This is a genomic window from Agrobacterium sp. LAD9 (assembly GCF_003031125.1).
GTDB lineage: Bacteria > Pseudomonadota > Alphaproteobacteria > Rhizobiales > Rhizobiaceae > Agrobacterium > Agrobacterium radiobacter.
Map to the genome: position 1 here is coordinate 297,169 of NZ_PHGS01000013.1, position 14,951 is coordinate 312,119.

Annotated in this window: 16 protein-coding genes; 1 reads left to right on the plus strand and 15 read right to left on the minus strand. The window is 56.6% G+C overall.

Features of this window, described 5'->3' with window-relative positions; genetic code table 11:
* The first annotated feature begins 25 nt into the window (after nucleotides 1-25).
* The gene (gene purU, locus DA915_RS15145) at nucleotides 26-910 is read left to right on the plus strand and encodes a formyltetrahydrofolate deformylase (RefSeq protein ID WP_107676411.1); all 885 of its coding nucleotides are present in this window, start codon (nucleotides 26-28) and stop codon (nucleotides 908-910) included.
* Between the two features lie 446 nt (nucleotides 911-1,356).
* Here purU and DA915_RS15150 read toward each other — a convergent pair whose 3' ends face one another.
* From DA915_RS15150 to DA915_RS15215, 15 genes are all read right to left on the minus strand, one after another.
* On the minus strand, nucleotides 1,357-2,598 hold the full coding sequence (locus DA915_RS15150; protein ID WP_107676412.1) for a pyridoxal phosphate-dependent aminotransferase: 1,242 nt from the start codon (nucleotides 2,596-2,598) through the stop codon (nucleotides 1,357-1,359).
* Nucleotides 2,598-3,068, minus strand: a complete 471-nt coding sequence (locus DA915_RS15155) for a thiamine pyrophosphate-binding protein (RefSeq protein ID WP_256387714.1) — start codon at nucleotides 3,066-3,068, stop codon at nucleotides 2,598-2,600. The genes DA915_RS15150 and DA915_RS15155 overlap by 1 nt, the downstream gene beginning before the upstream one ends.
* A gap of 1,708 nt (nucleotides 3,069-4,776) precedes the next feature.
* Nucleotides 4,777-5,004: a hypothetical protein gene (locus DA915_RS15165; protein WP_107676413.1), complete on the minus strand. Its 228-nt coding sequence runs from the start codon at nucleotides 5,002-5,004 to the stop codon at nucleotides 4,777-4,779.
* Nucleotides 5,001-6,551: an IS66 family transposase gene (locus DA915_RS15170; protein WP_107676414.1), complete on the minus strand. Its 1,551-nt coding sequence runs from the start codon at nucleotides 6,549-6,551 to the stop codon at nucleotides 5,001-5,003. Before DA915_RS15170 ends, DA915_RS15165 begins: the two co-directional genes overlap by 4 nt.
* Before the next feature lie 71 nt (nucleotides 6,552-6,622).
* Complete coding sequence (gene tnpB / locus DA915_RS15175; protein ID WP_107676415.1) at nucleotides 6,623-6,979, minus strand: IS66 family insertion sequence element accessory protein TnpB; 357 nt, start codon at nucleotides 6,977-6,979, stop codon at nucleotides 6,623-6,625.
* Complete coding sequence (locus tag DA915_RS15180; RefSeq protein WP_107676416.1) at nucleotides 6,976-7,404, minus strand: transposase; 429 nt, start codon at nucleotides 7,402-7,404, stop codon at nucleotides 6,976-6,978. Before DA915_RS15180 ends, tnpB begins: the two co-directional genes overlap by 4 nt.
* Before the next feature lie 34 nt (nucleotides 7,405-7,438).
* Nucleotides 7,439-7,663 carry a hypothetical protein gene (locus tag DA915_RS29220; protein WP_244600724.1) on the minus strand — a complete coding sequence of 75 codons (225 nt, stop codon included), beginning with the start codon at nucleotides 7,661-7,663 and terminating at the stop codon, nucleotides 7,439-7,441.
* A gap of 172 nt (nucleotides 7,664-7,835) precedes the next feature.
* The gene (locus DA915_RS29225; protein WP_244600725.1) at nucleotides 7,836-8,093 is read right to left on the minus strand and encodes a hypothetical protein; all 258 of its coding nucleotides are present in this window, start codon (nucleotides 8,091-8,093) and stop codon (nucleotides 7,836-7,838) included.
* Nucleotides 8,093-8,488 (minus strand): transposase DNA-binding-containing protein, encoded by a 396-nt coding sequence (locus DA915_RS29230; RefSeq protein ID WP_244600726.1) that lies wholly within the window; start codon nucleotides 8,486-8,488, stop codon nucleotides 8,093-8,095. The genes DA915_RS29225 and DA915_RS29230 overlap by 1 nt, the downstream gene beginning before the upstream one ends.
* A gap of 426 nt (nucleotides 8,489-8,914) precedes the next feature.
* Nucleotides 8,915-9,841: a helix-turn-helix domain-containing protein gene (locus DA915_RS15190; protein WP_192886544.1), complete on the minus strand. Its 927-nt coding sequence runs from the start codon at nucleotides 9,839-9,841 to the stop codon at nucleotides 8,915-8,917.
* A gap of 204 nt (nucleotides 9,842-10,045) precedes the next feature.
* Complete coding sequence (locus DA915_RS15195; protein WP_107676418.1) at nucleotides 10,046-10,825, minus strand: SDR family NAD(P)-dependent oxidoreductase; 780 nt, start codon at nucleotides 10,823-10,825, stop codon at nucleotides 10,046-10,048.
* Between the two features lie 917 nt (nucleotides 10,826-11,742).
* Nucleotides 11,743-12,489 carry an SDR family NAD(P)-dependent oxidoreductase gene (locus tag DA915_RS15200; protein WP_107676419.1) on the minus strand — a complete coding sequence of 249 codons (747 nt, stop codon included), beginning with the start codon at nucleotides 12,487-12,489 and terminating at the stop codon, nucleotides 11,743-11,745.
* Between the two features lie 7 nt (nucleotides 12,490-12,496).
* Nucleotides 12,497-13,465 (minus strand): NAD(P)-dependent oxidoreductase, encoded by a 969-nt coding sequence (locus DA915_RS15205; RefSeq protein ID WP_107676420.1) that lies wholly within the window; start codon nucleotides 13,463-13,465, stop codon nucleotides 12,497-12,499.
* Between the two features lie 31 nt (nucleotides 13,466-13,496).
* A complete protein-coding gene (locus DA915_RS15210; RefSeq protein ID WP_107676421.1) occupies nucleotides 13,497-14,225 on the minus strand; it encodes an amino acid ABC transporter ATP-binding protein in 729 nt (242 codons plus the stop codon).
* Nucleotides 14,222-14,950 (minus strand): amino acid ABC transporter permease, encoded by a 729-nt coding sequence (locus tag DA915_RS15215; protein ID WP_107676422.1) that lies wholly within the window; start codon nucleotides 14,948-14,950, stop codon nucleotides 14,222-14,224. Before DA915_RS15215 ends, DA915_RS15210 begins: the two co-directional genes overlap by 4 nt.
* Between the last annotated feature and the right edge of the window lies 1 nt (nucleotide 14,951).

A 14,951-nucleotide genomic window follows, 5' to 3' on the forward strand; every position in this document is an offset into this window, starting at 1 on the left:
CAGTCCGAAATCTTTGGAGACATCAATGAAAAACTACATACTGACAGTTTCTTGCAGATCAACGCGCGGAATCGTCCCAGCTCTCTCTGGGTATATTGCGGAATCCGGCTGTAGTATCCTCGACAGTTCGCAATTTGACGATCTCGATACAGGACGGTTTCTGATGCGCATTAGCTTCCTGTCTGAAGCCGATAAGGGACTTACCGAGCTTGTCGAAGGTTTGAGGCCAGTATCAGCGAAGTTCGAGATGGACGCGGAGATCCATGACGGCTCCCAGCGGATGAAGGTACTGCTGATGGTTTCGCGGTTCGGCCACTGCCTCAACGATCTGCTTTACCGCTGGAAGATCGGTGCTCTACCGATCGATATCGTCGGCGTCGTTTCCAATCATTTCGATTATCAGAAAGTGGTCGTCAATCACGACATTCCCTTCCACCATATTCCTGTCACCAAGGCCAACAAATCGGATGCGGAAGCGCGGATCATGGGAGTGGTCGAGTCGACCGGGACCGAGCTGATCGTACTGGCCCGCTATATGCAGGTCCTGTCGGATGCCATGTGCCAGAAGATGGCCGGAAAAATCATCAACATACACCACTCCTTTCTCCCGAGTTTCAAAGGCGCAAATCCTTACAAGCAGGCCTATACCCGCGGCGTGAAGCTGATCGGGGCAACCGCGCACTACGTCACGTCGGACCTCGACGAAGGCCCGATCATCGAGCAGGACACGATACGTGTCACCCATGCACAATCGGCCGATGACTATGTGTCGCTTGGCCGGGATGTCGAGGCACAGGTCCTGGCGCGCGCCATCCACGCGCACATACATCGACGATCATTTATCAACGGTAACCGCACGGTCATCTTCCCACCCAGTCCAGGAAGCTACGCCTCCGAGAGGATGGGTTGATTGTCCACGTAATTGGTCACGGTCGATGTGGTTGCTTTCCAACCGCGTCCTCGTCCGGATCCAGGGTAACCTCCCCGGACGGCTACAAAACATAGCCACGCGGGGGCCCGCAAAAGTTCGCAGCGGCGGGCCTTCGCCTTGCGACTGTCGCGCATGCGGCTTTGGAGAATATGCAGCTCATCTTACCCTTCGGACCGAATACTAGGCGCTCCTCATATGCGCCGGGATCGCAGACGTGACTGGCGGAAATAGGTTTGGGGAACAACACCGCCGATCACGCACGCTCATCGTGCAAAACGAGCACGGAATGCACCTGATTCTGAATAGGCACAGAATCTAGCCTGCACGAGCTTTCGGAAGCATCCATTGACCCGCGGCAAGCTAAAAGAACAAAGCGTTTGGCTCTATCTCCGGTGAAGATTTCTCCGAGCACCGGATGCGGTCAGTTAATTCGTTAATTGGCCGCAGGCGCGATCGATGCGCGCGAGCGCTTCCGAAAGCTCCGCTTCGGACGTGGCGTAGGAGATGCGGAAGTAGGGTGAAAGGCCGAAGGCAGAGCCAGGCACCACCGCGACGTGGGCGGCTTCTAGCAAATAATCGGTGAAGTCGCTGTCCATTTCGATGCGCTTGCCTTTGGGCGTCAACCTACCAATCATGTCGCCGCAGCCTGCGAAGGTGTAGAACGCGCCTTCTGGAACGCGGCAGGTAATCCCGGGGATGGCATTGAGCGTTGAGACGACCAGGTCACGGCGGCGTTTAAAACTTGCCTGTCTTTCCTTGAGAAAGTCTTGAGAACCGTTCAGGGCTTCGACGGCTGCGGCCTGGCTGACGGAGCAAGGGCATGACGTTGCCTGGCTCTGGATCACCGCCATCGCGCTGATCAGCGCTTTTGGCCCCCCGGCATATCCGATGCGCCAGCCTGTCATGGCATACGCCTTGGACACGCCGTTGATCGTTAGCGCTCTTTCCTTTAGCCGTGGTTCGATTGCAACGGGAGTTACAAATCTAAAGCCGTCATAAACAATGTGCTCGTACATGTCGTCGACCATTAGCCACACGTGCGGATGATTCAGCAAGACATTCAGAAGTGGTCGGTAATCGGCTTCTCCATAAGCAGTGCCCGACGGATTGGATGGCGAGTTAAGCAGTACCCAGCGGGTTTTCGGCGTGATCGCACTTTCGAGCTGTTGTGCCTCAAGACGGAAACCCGCCTCCGCATTGCAGGGGATCAACACCGGTACACCGCCGCAAATTTCTACGATATCCGAGTAGGAAGTCCAGTACGGGGTCGGGATGATCACCTCGTCGCCGGGATTCACGCTCGCCATGAAGGCGTTGAAGAGGATCTGTTTTGCACCGGTTGCAACAGTAACTTCGTCGAGCGCATAGTCGATCCCATTCTCGCGGTGGAATTTTTCCACAATCGCTTTCTTGAGCTCCGGTGTCCCGTCCAATGCTGTGTACTTTGTTTCGCCGCGATCGATCGCGGCCTTGGCCGCCTCTTTGACATTGTCAGGCGTGTCGAAATCGGGTTCCCCCGCACCGAGAATGATGACCGGCAGGCCGTTCCGTTTCATAGCATTGGCGCGCGCGCCAATCTGCAGGATTTTGGAAACGCCAATAGAGGCAATGCGCGATGCAGGGCTAAAGCCTAGATGCTCAAAGGCTGTCTGTTTGTTCTCGGCCATTATTCAGTGCTCCCACTTTTCGTCTGGAATGACACCGTGGTTAACGACGGTGCGGGTGTGATAGAGCGGACTGCAACAACTCCGCCGTCGTTCCACGAAACATCGGACGGCAAGATCAAAGTTGCCATCTGGCTCGGCAGCGTCCGGGAAGCCTCGATGGCGGCGGCCGCATTACGACCACTAAGGTCCTGAAAAGAGACACTGGTGCAAACCTGGTGCCATACGGTCCGCGCTAACGCTTCCGTGGGTGCAGTCAATGGAGCATCGAGCGGCCGACGATAGGTCGCCTGGTCGTCGACAATATCGACGACCCCGCTGCTGGCGCGACGAGCATTGTGCAGATTGGCAAGGCAGTTGGCCAGGCCCGTCCCGCAATGCAGAAGTGTAAATGCAGGCTTGTGTGCATTGCAAAAACAGCGGTCCGCCATGCCGGTCACGATGTTTTCCTGTAAGTTCAGGACGCAACGCATTCAGGATCTCTCATCCAATGCTATAACAAAGTGCATCTCGCTCGCGCCAGGATTTGCGAAGCAAGCGTTCACGCCTGAAGCTAAGCGTGTTTTAACTAGACTTTCTGCACCATTCATCCGACATCGCCTTAGTGGGCACGATCATATTTCAATATACAGAATTTAATTCCGAAAATCGACCTAAGCTATAGGTGAGACTATGGATTGTTTCAACTGAATTCGAACTGCTCAATCCGAGAATTGGTACCAGGTGAAATAAGAAAAGGTAGATGGACAATAGTGATGCTTTCCCGGGAAAGCGGATCGCTAGTTTGTCGAAGCTGTTGCAAGAGGTTTAGAGGTGATACGCGCCTTTCGGCAGGGGATATAGAGCTTTCCAATCAAGAATTTGAGCAGGACTTCCGAAGGCGACGATTTCACGTCTCACTTATATACTTTCGAAGCTCGGATACCCCGCCTACACTTACAAGATGCGCCGTTACCGCCTCGATGCTCTGTTATGTCGCTCGGTTTTTGTCTTTCTGATCTCGGATACGCGCGGTTCGCGAAACCGCTGATGCAGGAGCCGGCGGACCATATTGGAGCGCCCGTCGCCTCGGGCGCTCGCGGCCACATGGCTATGGTCTATTTAGAATGTTGCGGAAACGGGGAACGAAGTGAATTCTTTTGGCGTGCCATATCGGCCAAACGATGGCTTGCCGGTCACTGGGCCGATAGGGAACCCGCATAACGTACCAATGCCAACTGTCTCGCGAACGCTGGGGATGCCTATTTGCGCCAAGCCGGTTCACCGCAGTGCCACTAAAGCCGTCCCCAGAACGCCCTTCCAAAGTCATCTTCAGCAGGAACATGGCGAAGGATCGTGATCTGCTGCGCACTCAGACGTCAGGTGCGATACCGGCCTCGACCCTCAAGACACGGCCACCTTTGCAGCCAATCTCGATCCGTATGGGCGTGCCAACCTCTTTGCTGCCCTAGGCTTGTCCGTTGAGGCCGATCGCTCGGCTTCATCGCTCGATTCCGAGGCGATCAATGTAACCGGCAAGAACGAAACGACCGGCTCCGCCCGCTCCGCCGCGAACTTCCTCCGCACGTATAAATCTGCTGAGGTTCGATATCGTGCCGACGAGCCACACCCGTCAAGTCTCCATGCGGCCCATAGTTCATCCCTGATGACGTCTCTAATGACCAAATTCGTGACGTAACTTCAGGTGTTCGCCGGAAATCTCAAAGGCAGGCTCACCGGCTTGCAATTACCCACATCTGAGTATCGCTGCTATTTCGGTTCCGAGGCGAATGTCTGTCAGCCGGCTTAGGCCGCGCCAGACGACCGTATTTCCCGGTGGCGGATCTGATGTTCTTGCAAGGTAACCACCTAAACGAGCGAGCTTGGTGAGATAGAAGTTTAACGATCCCGGCGTCGCCTGCCTGTTGCCTGCGTTGCTGACCATTTGATCGAGGATTTCAATTTCCTGTTCGGTGAGAGCCGCAGTTGGCGGTGTTTCGGGTGCAGTGCGCGCGAGCATTGTCAACCAGAGCACTCGCCAACTCATAATGCAGAACACGGCAACGAGATTTGCAAGTCGATCCGCCGTTCGTAATCTTGCGTCTTCAGCCCGGCAACCGGACTTGAGGATCTTATGGAAGACCTCGATCTTCCAGGTAAGCGCTGTTGTGGGACCACGGGAGCGGAGGTCGGCGCTTCCTGCTATTTCGCGTGCTGCTGAGCAGCTAGCCTTTCTGCTTCTGCCAACGCGGCAGTTTTGCTTTTGAAAGGACCGATATCGTTTTCCTCCGTGTCAGGTAGCCACTTTGGAAGGAACCACCAGCCTCCAGATCGATAACTGGTGCTGCTTCTCACTGAGCCGATATTTTTCGCAAAGAACCAGCCGGTGTCGATGCCGTCCTGCTCCCACGAGATGCTCTGCTCTGTCACGGTATGCTCCACGTCCGTTCTTCTATTGGGAGCATTTTATCGGTCCTATATGACCACGGCAACAACTCTTCGAGCTGGCTGTTAGGATGGCCGTTGACGATCCTGGTGAGCACGTCGGCGAGATAGCCAAGCGGTTCAACGTCATTGAGCTTTGCGGTTTCGATGAGCGAGGCGATGGTCGCCCAGTGCTCGGCCCCCATATCGGAGCCTGCAAACAGCGAGTTCTTGCGATTGAGGGCAATCGGCCTGATGGATCGCTCGACAGTGTTGGAGTCGATCTCGATCCGGCCATCGTCGATAAATCTTGTCAGCCCATCCCAGCGTGACAGGGCATAGCGGATCGCCTCGGCCAGTTTTGTCTTCTGGCTGATGAGGCCAAGCTGTTCGCGTAGCCAGGGAGCGAGGCTATCGGTGATCGGACGGCTTCTTTCCAGCCGAGCGGTGCTGCGCTCTTTGTGCGTGCAACCACGTATCTCGTCTTCGATCTTGTAGAGTTCGGCAATGCGTCTGAGTGCCTCGGTGGCAATGGGTGCGGGACCGGCGGCTGCCAGCTCGTAAAAGCGCCGACGGACATGCGACCAGCAAAATGCCAGAGATACGGTGTTCTTGGCAGCCAACGGGCGATAGCCGCTGTAACCGTCGACCTGAAGAATGCCGACGAAGCCGTCGAGATGAGCCATCGGACGCTCGGCTTTGCGATCCGGCGCGTAGACATAGACGACGCCAGGCGGATCGGTTCCCTGCCAAGGCCTGTCATCGCGGGCATACGCCCAGAGCTGGCCGGTCTTGGTCTTGCCCCGTCCCGGATCAAGCACAGGTGCTGTCGTTTCGTCGGCGAAGAGCTTGGATGATGTCTTCAAAAGGTCGAGCAACCGTTGATGAACAGGTCGCAGATGCCAAGCGGCGCGGCCGACCCAATCCGCGAGTGTCGACCGATCGAGGTCGATCCCTTGCCGCTTGTAGATTTGAGCCTGTCGGTACAATGGCAGGTGATCGGCATACTTCGAGACCAGGACCTGAGCGACGGTTGCTTCGGTCGGAATACCGCCTTCGATCAGTCGGGAGGGAGCCGGAGCCTGAACCACGACATCCTCACAAGCCCGGCAGGCATACTTCGGGCGGCGCACGACCAGCACACGGAACTGAGCGGGAACGATATCGAGCTTTTCGCTGACGTCTTCGCCGATCCGATGTAGATCATGGCGGCAGCTTGGGCACACGTGGTCATCGATATCGACGGTCATCTCTATGCGTGGCAGGTGAGCTGGCAACGAACCCCGGTTCGTCCGCCGTTTGGCAACACGGGCCTGGCGCTCAGGGGCAGAGGCTTCTTCTTTCGCTTCCAGACCATTCGCTTCGACCTGCTCGGCCTCTTCCAAGCCCAGAAGTAGCTGATCTTCGGGAAGCGTTTCGGCGCGGCGGCCGAAGCGGTGGCGCTGCAATTCCTTGATGATGTGACGCAGGCGGGCATTCTCCGCCTCGCGCGAAAGCACCATCGCTTTCAGCGCGTTCAGGTCATCCGGAAGCTCGTCCGCCCTTATCGTCATGGGGCAAGAACAGCATATTTTTCCTCGCAAAACGAGATATTGGATGAGGCTGATTCAATTGGTCGCGGCCGCTATCCGGCCTTAACGGGGGTGCGCGTTTCGATTGGCGCATGCACGCGTTTCCAATCCAGTCCCTCGAACAAAGCCGAGAATTGGGCGGATGTCAGATGCATCGCACCGTCCTGCATCCGGGGCCAATGGAACTCGCCATCCTCAAGCCGCTTGGCGACCAGGCACACGCCGCTGCCGTCCCAGAAGATCAGTTTGATGCGGTCGGTTCGCTTGGCCCGGAACACATAGACCGTGCCGGAGAACGGATCGGCACCCATCTCGGCCTTCACCAATGCGGCCAACCCCTCTGCGCCTTTGCGGAAGTCGACGGGCTTGGTGGCGATCATGACTTTCACCGCACCGGACGGGCCAATCACGATGATGCCTTCAAGGCCTGAATGACGGCGGCAATAGTCGCGGCATCCGTCCCAGGTGCGATCCTCAGTAGCGCACCGTCAATCTCCAACTCGATTGCGGCCGGCGGTGTACTCTTTGCTATCGCCTTTCGCCGTCTCAAAGGCATCTTCGCCGGGGTGTCCAAAACCGCTGGCACAAACATCGGCGGTGACGTCTGCGACGACGGGTTCCGAGACTGCCGCCGCCAGGTAAACAACTGACCAGGCGACAGGCCGTGCCGTCGCGCAACAGCACTGACCGACACCTCGCCGCTGTAACTCTCGGCGACAATCTGAAGCTTTTCCTCATCGCCCCATTCGCGACGGCGACCTGCTCCAGTGAAAACCTCAAACCGCTGCACCATCTCATCGGCCTTGGTGCTAGGCGTAAACCCTGTAATCGTCATATGTCGAAGCCCTGTTCGGGCACAACATCAACGATCAGCCGGCGATCCGGAAGGTGGGAGGAAAACAGCGCTTACTCTTCCAGCGCATCGCATACCATTTGATCTTTTCGACCGCCTCCTCGCAGCTGTTCACCTCGAGATCGGTCAGCAGCTTCCATTCGATGCGCTTGCGGCCGGCCGGAGGGTTGGGCTCTACCGCGTGAATGACGGTAAGATCCAATGCAGGGTATCGCTTCTTCTTCCCGATGGGCGGCAGCACCCGTATCTGTTTGAAGCGGATATCCAGGTGGACTTTGGCGACCTCATCGGTATCGGCGCGAACTTCGATAGGTGCTGTCCGGCAGTTTCAACGTTGCGCATTTCAGCCGATATTGTGTGATCCCCGTTGCCAGCCAACCTGTCGACGACTGTGCGCGTGCCAAGCTCCCTGGTCAGGCAATAGAGCTCGTAGATATCACACTCTCTCTATCTCCCACATGGATGCATCGGTCTGGCTGGCCGAGGCGTTCGACGGATTGACGCAGATTTTGAAGCCAACGGATGCTTTCCTTGCCCTCGATCGGAACACGCGTCGGATTGATCTTGCGTTTCAGCTGGGCCGTGCTCTTGAACTTGTCACGGTTCCAGAACTTGACGGCTGCCAGCCCTAAGGGCAGACCATCCAACGTGACCGCAAGGCTCAAATGCATCAAAATTCCACACACTGTGTGCTTGCGTATCCACCCTTTTTGTCTCGGCCGCTGTTGACGCTGCTGGTAAAGCCGATCCCATGGGGATTGCGGCGCTGATAGGTAAACTCGGTCGTGTCCTGTAAAACCAAAATCGGACCGCTGCAAGCATCATAGCGTTGAGCGGTCGCGGCAAAATGGCCGTTGAGGATATCGCCTTCCTCAACATTCGGGTTGGAGAAAAACCGATACGCCGCTTTGGTGTTGGCCCTGTCCTGGCAGGCGAAAGGAATAGAGCCACCCATATGCTCTCCAAGCCGTCGTAAAAGTTCTGTGCAGCGTCGGCCAAGGCGCGCATCCTTGAAGGAACCCGCGTCTATTTCCTGTTTGCTCCAATGGCTGTCATCATCAGCCATCACATCGTCTCGAACCGACATAAAGCACCGCCTTAAACGAATCAGGTGCTCGACACAGAATCACAAGTGATTCTTTCGATTCAAGATTTCATCGAAACTTTTCGTAAACGAGTCAGCTACTTATGGGTAATTGCAAGGCTCACCGGACGCTTACGAAAAAAGGACAATTTCAACCTTCTCAAATACTAGCGGAACTGCTTCGACCGTAAAGTCCGATTTGGATGGGGATGGCTGTCGATGTCGTCGAAAACCGCTCCGTCCCTCTCAATGGCAATGGAAGCAAGACCGAAGAAGTCCTCACCCAATAAAGCGATGGTCCACTGCAAGATCGTTGAACTTGAACACATGTCGAGACGCTGACCAAGTCGCTGATGGACCGAAAGATTTTCAACTCTTTCGTCCAGTACGAATAGCTCACTCAAATGGTCAAACAACCTCGCGACACGACATCTTGCGCCATACTTTAGGAGGCAGGCCATAGCGCTGTTTGAACAAACGGCTGAAATGAGCGCTGTCGCTGAAGCCCCAGCGGTGAGCCATTTCTGTCAGCGAAAGACTATAGGTTGAAAACTCAATCTCTTCACGGCAGCGTTCCAGCCGCCGTTGGCGGATCCATCCAGCGACGGTTGTTCCGTCATTGGCGAAAAGAAGATGAAGATAGCGGATTGAAATGCCAAAATCATTGGCGATGGTGGCGGGCGTCAGGCTGCGGTCATCCAGCTTATGTTCCAGATATTTCATAATCCGCTTGAGCAATGTGGTACGACAAGGCAAGGCCTCGCTCACGTTGTCGGCATTCATCGCGGAGCCGACAAGATCAAAAGCCATCTCGATGGCGGCTTCGGCACCCGGACCATCGAGGCGATCGAAATTGGCAGCGAAGCTAAACATGAAACTGGACACAAGCGCACCGAGCGCAGTTGATCCAGATATATGGAAGGGAGCTGACAAAGAGCGTTTCAGCGCCGCTTTGACCCGATTTTCCGGTGCCAAGATTACAATTTGGCGCGACCATTCATTGACAACAAACTCCATGGCTCCGTGATTTTGCCATATCATCAAATCGTTGGAGTTGAAGTGGTGCCAATCACCATTGGCGCTGCGTGACCGTTCGCTACCTTCCAGCTTACAAACAATGACAACATAATCCCCTCCATCCAGCGAACGGTGATCACTCGTGCGGCGGCCTGTGCAGGAAGATCCGCTGATGTCTGAAATTCGCACATCGCCGAAAACACGCGATCGCACGGAGGTCGTTTTTTCCAGCTCCGTCACTTCCGTGAAATCCCAGTGCAGCAAGGCCAGATTGAGGCGTTCCGCAAACGGGGACACATATCTGAGATCACGCTCCACGAACAAATTGGTCTCCTTCTACCAATTGATCGCTATCATAGCGTGGTCCCAACCTCAATCAACCTTGGAGCCAGGAATCAGTTTCTTATGCATGTGTCACTACGACGCAAAGGCACATGGTCAAAAGCGAAGGCCCGGTAATCCTCAACATAACGCGCCGCCGCGGGACGCATGCCACATGCCCGTGCCCTACACTGGAGAGGATCAGGTGATCGACATGCCACCATCCACCATCAAGGACGTGCCGGTAATATAGGTACTCTCATCCGATGCGAGGAAAAGTGTCGCCATGGCAATGTCTTCGGCGTTGCCAAATTTGCCCATTGGCACGTAGTTGACAAACATTTCTTCCAGCGCCTCGCCCGATGGCACGCCAAATTTGGGCGCCATTGTATCCATCGCGCTTTTGGACATCGCAGTCTTCATTTGCCCAGGATGAACCGCATTACAGCGGATGTTTTCCTTGGCCACGTGCTGTGCCACCGACATCGTAAGCTGTTTGACGCCAGCCTTGCTGACACCATAGGCCGTTTCAAACCAGGTGGCCTTCATCGCCGCAATTGACGACATGTTTATGATGGAACCGCCACCGGCGCGGCGCATCGCCGGAATGGCATATTTACACCCGAGAAATGCGCCGACGGTATTGATGGCAATGACGCGGTGAAAGTCGCTCAATTCCGTTTGCTCTGGGCTACCATGATCTAGGTCGCCAAGAATGCCTGCATTATTGACAAGTACATTGAACTTGCCAAAACGTCCTTCAACCTCAGCAACGATGGCCTTCCATTCCTCCTCATCACTGACATTGTGGACCAACCCGATACAGCCATTGTCCTGTGCAGCGGCGGCTATAGCTTTCGAATTCACATCTGTCAGCACGACTTGCGCCCCCTCGTGCAAGAACGCTTTGGCAATTGCCTGACCAAAGCCACCGGCACCTCCTGTGATCAGCGCCACTTTTCCATCCAATCGCTTCGTCATGTGTGTCACTCCTTTGATTTCCCACGATTTATGTTGCGGCGCGAAACAAGGCCTCGCAGCCTAGCATTCGACTCATCCGATCAAATGACTTTCGAACGGTCGGCTGGGAGGCGCTTGGCGGCAACATATGATCATGAAGATAAGGGGCGCTTTTGGCACAGTCTTGAATTTCGGCGCATGAAATTTTGAAGATTACGGCAGTAGGAGGCGACAGGGAGAATGTGTTTCGGAGGTCGCGCTGCGGCCAACATTGAGCGGCTGAATGTCTCCCGGTAGCCTCGATACTGGAGCAAAATACCCGGAATCCGCTTAGAATTTCAAGGCATAGGAGAGACACCGCTGACCGCCCAGTCGGCATTTGCCGATGCGTAATAGGTCGCTCCCGAGGAGACACGCTGGGATCCGGCTTTCACCGACTCTCAGAGAGACGGCACCGAAATCGCCTTTGTATCGAGGACCGACGCCAAGGGTACAGGTATCGGTTGTTATGCCGACGCCTTCTCATTCCATATGTTATTCATCATTCCTGAAAGCTGGTCGGTAGAATCGTAACAGACGCCCGCTGAAATGTGTATCCGTCGGTGTAGTTGAAGAATTTAAGTGCGGTTCCCGGCCCAATCACACCGGAACTAAAGTCTCGCAAGACGCTCCAGCCGATCCATGTGGCCGAGCCAGCCTCGCGCGACACCTCTCTGTACTGCGGATATCAAGTACCTATGCGATTTCGGCATTGTTTTTGCCTTTGCAATCAACGCAAGGATCTGGCTCAAACGATAAGTCAATTGTGCCTGCCGCATCCAGTGCGTGATCTTGAATAAAGCCCGTTCGATCGACCAAGACGGATGACGGTGTGCCGCTTCGTGCCCTGATTTTTCTTAAGAACGTAACCAGAACTTTGTGGTGCGGTCAGCGTCACATTAATAGGTCGCCTTTCCACCGGAAAGATCGAATACGGCGCCCGTCGAAAAGGAACATTCCTCCGACGCAAGCCAGGCAATCATCGCGGCGATTTCGGCGGGCTGCCCGAGTCTTCCAAGCGGAATGCGGCTGCGTGACGCCGCTTGAGATTCCGGGCTCATCTTCCGGAAAAGCTCGGTCTCGACCGCTGCGGGCGTGATCGTGTTGACCCGGATGTCCGTCTTGATCAATTCCTTGGCCAGCGATTTCGTCAGCGCGATCACACCTGCCTTGGCCGCAGCGTAGGCGGATGCAAACTGTGGCCCCTCCTTGCCGGCAACCGAGGAGATGTTTACGATCCGGCCGTAATTCGTCCGCTGCATGATGGGAACGACGGCACGGCAGCACAGGAAGGTTCCCGTCAGGTTGATGTCGATGATCCGGCGCCAGCTGTCCAACGGATAACCCGCCACGGTGTGGCGGACATTTCCGATGCCCGCCGAATTCACCAGAATGTCGATCCGGCCGAAACTTCCGGCCGTCTCGGTTGCCGCATTTTCCACGGACGCTTCGTCGTTGACATCGACCCGGTGGATCGCAAAGTCCGGATTCCGCTCCAGCGCCGCAGCCAGTTGGTCCGCGTCGATATCCCATAGAACCACCGTCGCGCCCGACTGCCCAAAACGCAGGGCGGTTTCCAGACCTATGCCGCTGGCGCCGCCCGTGATTACGGCAACACGGCCCTGTAGATCGATTTGATTTGTCATGCCGCGCCTAATATCCCCGTTCTGGATCGACCTGGTCGATCAGCGGCCGGCCGGCAAGAAACCGATCCAGATTTGCGAAAAGCTTCGCCGTCAGCAGGTCATCGAAGCGCTCAGTCTGGCCTGACGTATGAGGGGTGAGCCGGATCTTCGGATGCGTGTAGATCGGATGCCCCTCCGGAAGGGGTTCCGGATCCGTGACGTCGAGCGTCGCGGCAGCAAGGATCCCGGCGTCCAGTGCCGTCACAAGCGCCTCCTGATCGATATGGGCGCCGCGCGAAACGTTGATCAGATGCTGTCCTGGCTTGCCGTGCGACAGGAACCGGCTGCCGACGATATTTCGTGTTTCGGGCGTCAGAGCCGACGCGATGACCAGATGGTCGCTTTCGGCCGCCAGCTGCTCCAGCGTCGCGGCCCGTTCCACGCCGGGAATGCCCGGCGCATCAGCCGAGCGCCGGTAGACCAGAACACGCGTGCCGAAGGCAAGCGCGCGCTGCGCCACCGCGCTACCGATAGCACCGAAACCGAGAAGACCCACGGTCTTGCCGGCAAGGCCGCCGAGCGGATATTCGCGCCAGTCCGCCGGTGACCGCGCCACCGTCCGGTCGAGCCGCTTTTCATGGAGCAGGATCGCGGCCAGCACATATTCGGCAATGCCCGTGGACTGAATGCCGCGGCCGCTGGAGATCGGGAGATCATGGAAGAACCAGCGCGGAAATGCGTCCAGACCGGCAGCACCGACCTGAATCCAGCGCAGGTTATAGGGCCATCCATGCGGCGGCGCGTCGCGTGGCGCCCGCGCCCATCCGCGCATGAAGGTGAACAGGAAATCGGCCTCCGGCGGCACGTCCCATGGCTCCTGCGTCTTGGTGTATTCGATCACGACGGGTTGCGAGGCGTGTTGACGCAGGCGCTCGGCCTGCAGCTCCGTCAGATGTGAAGCGATGACTGGCCGGCGGCCCGAAAGTATGGAATTCATCGATAAATCCTCTCGTTTGCACGACGCGTTGTCACGACCGCATGATGGATTGAAGAAAACTCTCCGCCCGCGGATGCGCATGACCTCCAAAGAAATCCTTCGGTTTGGCCCGCTGCAGCAGTCGTCCGTCCGCCATGAACCAGATGGCATCTGCGACGTCACGGGCAAAACCCATCTCATGCGTGACGCAGACGATCGTGATGCCGCTACCCGACAGCGACCGTAACAGTCCCAGCACCTCGCCAGACATTTCCGCGTCGAGTGCACTTGTCGGTTCATCCAGCAGAAGAACGTCCGGGTTCATCGAGAGTGCGCGGGCAATGGCGACGCGCTGCTGCTGGCCACCCGAGAGTTTCGCGGGCATCCTGCCTGCCTCCTTCTCTAGCCCGACCCGCGCCAGCTGCAGCATGGCCTTCTCCTCGGCCTCACGGCGGGGAAGCCGGAGAATACGACGCAGAAGCACGGTGATATTGTCGCGGGCACTCAGGTGCGGAAAGAGATTGTACTGTTGGAAGACGAAGCCGATCCGCCGACGCAGGCGGTCGATATCCGTATTCAAGGAGCCAACGTCTTGGCCTGCAACCACAACGCGGCCGCTGTCGATGCCTTCAAGCCTGTTGACGGTGCGGATCAGGGTCGATTTGCCGGAGCCCGAAGGGCCGCAGAGCACCATGACTTCACCTTGGCCAACCGTACCGGTGACCTCGTCCAGCGCCTTGAAGTGACGGAAGGACTTGGATATCGCCTGAAATTCGATCATGCTCCAGCCCTTGCGATTGTCTGGGTCATTGCTTGCCCTCCGCCACTCCGGCGGAGCGCGATCCGGCGTTCGATAAACCTTGCGCAGGACGACATTGTGAAACAGACTACGAAGTAGATCGCTGCCAGAATGAGATAGACCTCCATCGGCCGCGTCATCAGCGTGCCGCTGACCTGGGCGGCGGAGAATGTCAACTCGTGGAGCGCGATGACGTAGCCAAGGGAGGTCTCCTTGATGATCATTGTAAACTGGCTGATGATGCCGGGAATGACATTGACCAGTGCCTGCGGCAGGATGATCTTCAGAAGAATGACCGGACGGCGCAATCCGAGCGCAAGGCCAGCCTCGCTCTGGCCCGGCGATATCGCTTCGATCCCGGCGCGAAAAACCTCCGACAGATAGGCTGCCTGGAAAATGACCAGCGCGACCACAATGGTTGAAAAGGGGCTGAGTATGTCTCCGGCCACGACCGGCAGGAAGAAGTAAATCCACAGGATCAGCATGAGCAACGGGATGCCGCGCACGCCGTAGACGAAACAGGCGGCGGGACGCGACAGCCATTTCCGGCCGCTGGTCCGCATCAGTGCGACGGTAAGCGCAAAAGGAAAGGTCAACGCCAGGCTGACGGCCGCAATCAGCAGCGTCAGGGCAAGGCCTCCAAGGATACCGCGGTGATAATCGCCGAAGAGCAGAAATGGCCCGTAGTCCGAGAGAATTTCGATCATG

Excerpts from the sequence above, each read along its gene's own strand:
- DA915_RS15155 (WP_256387714.1), bottom strand. The coding sequence starts at position 3,068 with ATGCGTTGCGTCCTGAACTTACAGGAAAACATCGTGACCGGCATGGCG.
- DA915_RS29230 (WP_244600726.1), bottom strand. The coding sequence starts at position 8,488 with ATGGCTGATGATGACAGCCATTGGAGCAAACAGGAAATAGACGCGGGT.
- DA915_RS29225 (WP_244600725.1), bottom strand. The coding sequence starts at position 8,093 with ATGCATTTGAGCCTTGCGGTCACGTTGGATGGTCTGCCCTTAGGGCTG.
- DA915_RS15215 (WP_107676422.1), bottom strand. The coding sequence starts at position 14,950 with ATGATCGAAATTCTCTCGGACTACGGGCCATTTCTGCTCTTCGGCGAT.
- DA915_RS15205 (WP_107676420.1), bottom strand. The coding sequence starts at position 13,465 with ATGAATTCCATACTTTCGGGCCGCCGGCCAGTCATCGCTTCACATCTG.
- DA915_RS15200 (WP_107676419.1), bottom strand. The coding sequence starts at position 12,489 with ATGACAAATCAAATCGATCTACAGGGCCGTGTTGCCGTAATCACGGGC.
- DA915_RS15210 (WP_107676421.1), bottom strand. The coding sequence starts at position 14,225 with ATGATCGAATTTCAGGCGATATCCAAGTCCTTCCGTCACTTCAAGGCG.
- DA915_RS15150 (WP_107676412.1), bottom strand. The coding sequence starts at position 2,598 with ATGGCCGAGAACAAACAGACAGCCTTTGAGCATCTAGGCTTTAGCCCT.
- DA915_RS15170 (WP_107676414.1), bottom strand. The coding sequence starts at position 6,551 with ATGACGATAAGGGCGGACGAGCTTCCGGATGACCTGAACGCGCTGAAA.
- DA915_RS15180 (WP_107676416.1), bottom strand. The coding sequence starts at position 7,404 with ATGACGATTACAGGGTTTACGCCTAGCACCAAGGCCGATGAGATGGTG.
- purU (WP_107676411.1), top strand. The coding sequence starts at position 26 with ATGAAAAACTACATACTGACAGTTTCTTGCAGATCAACGCGCGGAATC.
- DA915_RS15195 (WP_107676418.1), bottom strand. The coding sequence starts at position 10,825 with ATGACGAAGCGATTGGATGGAAAAGTGGCGCTGATCACAGGAGGTGCC.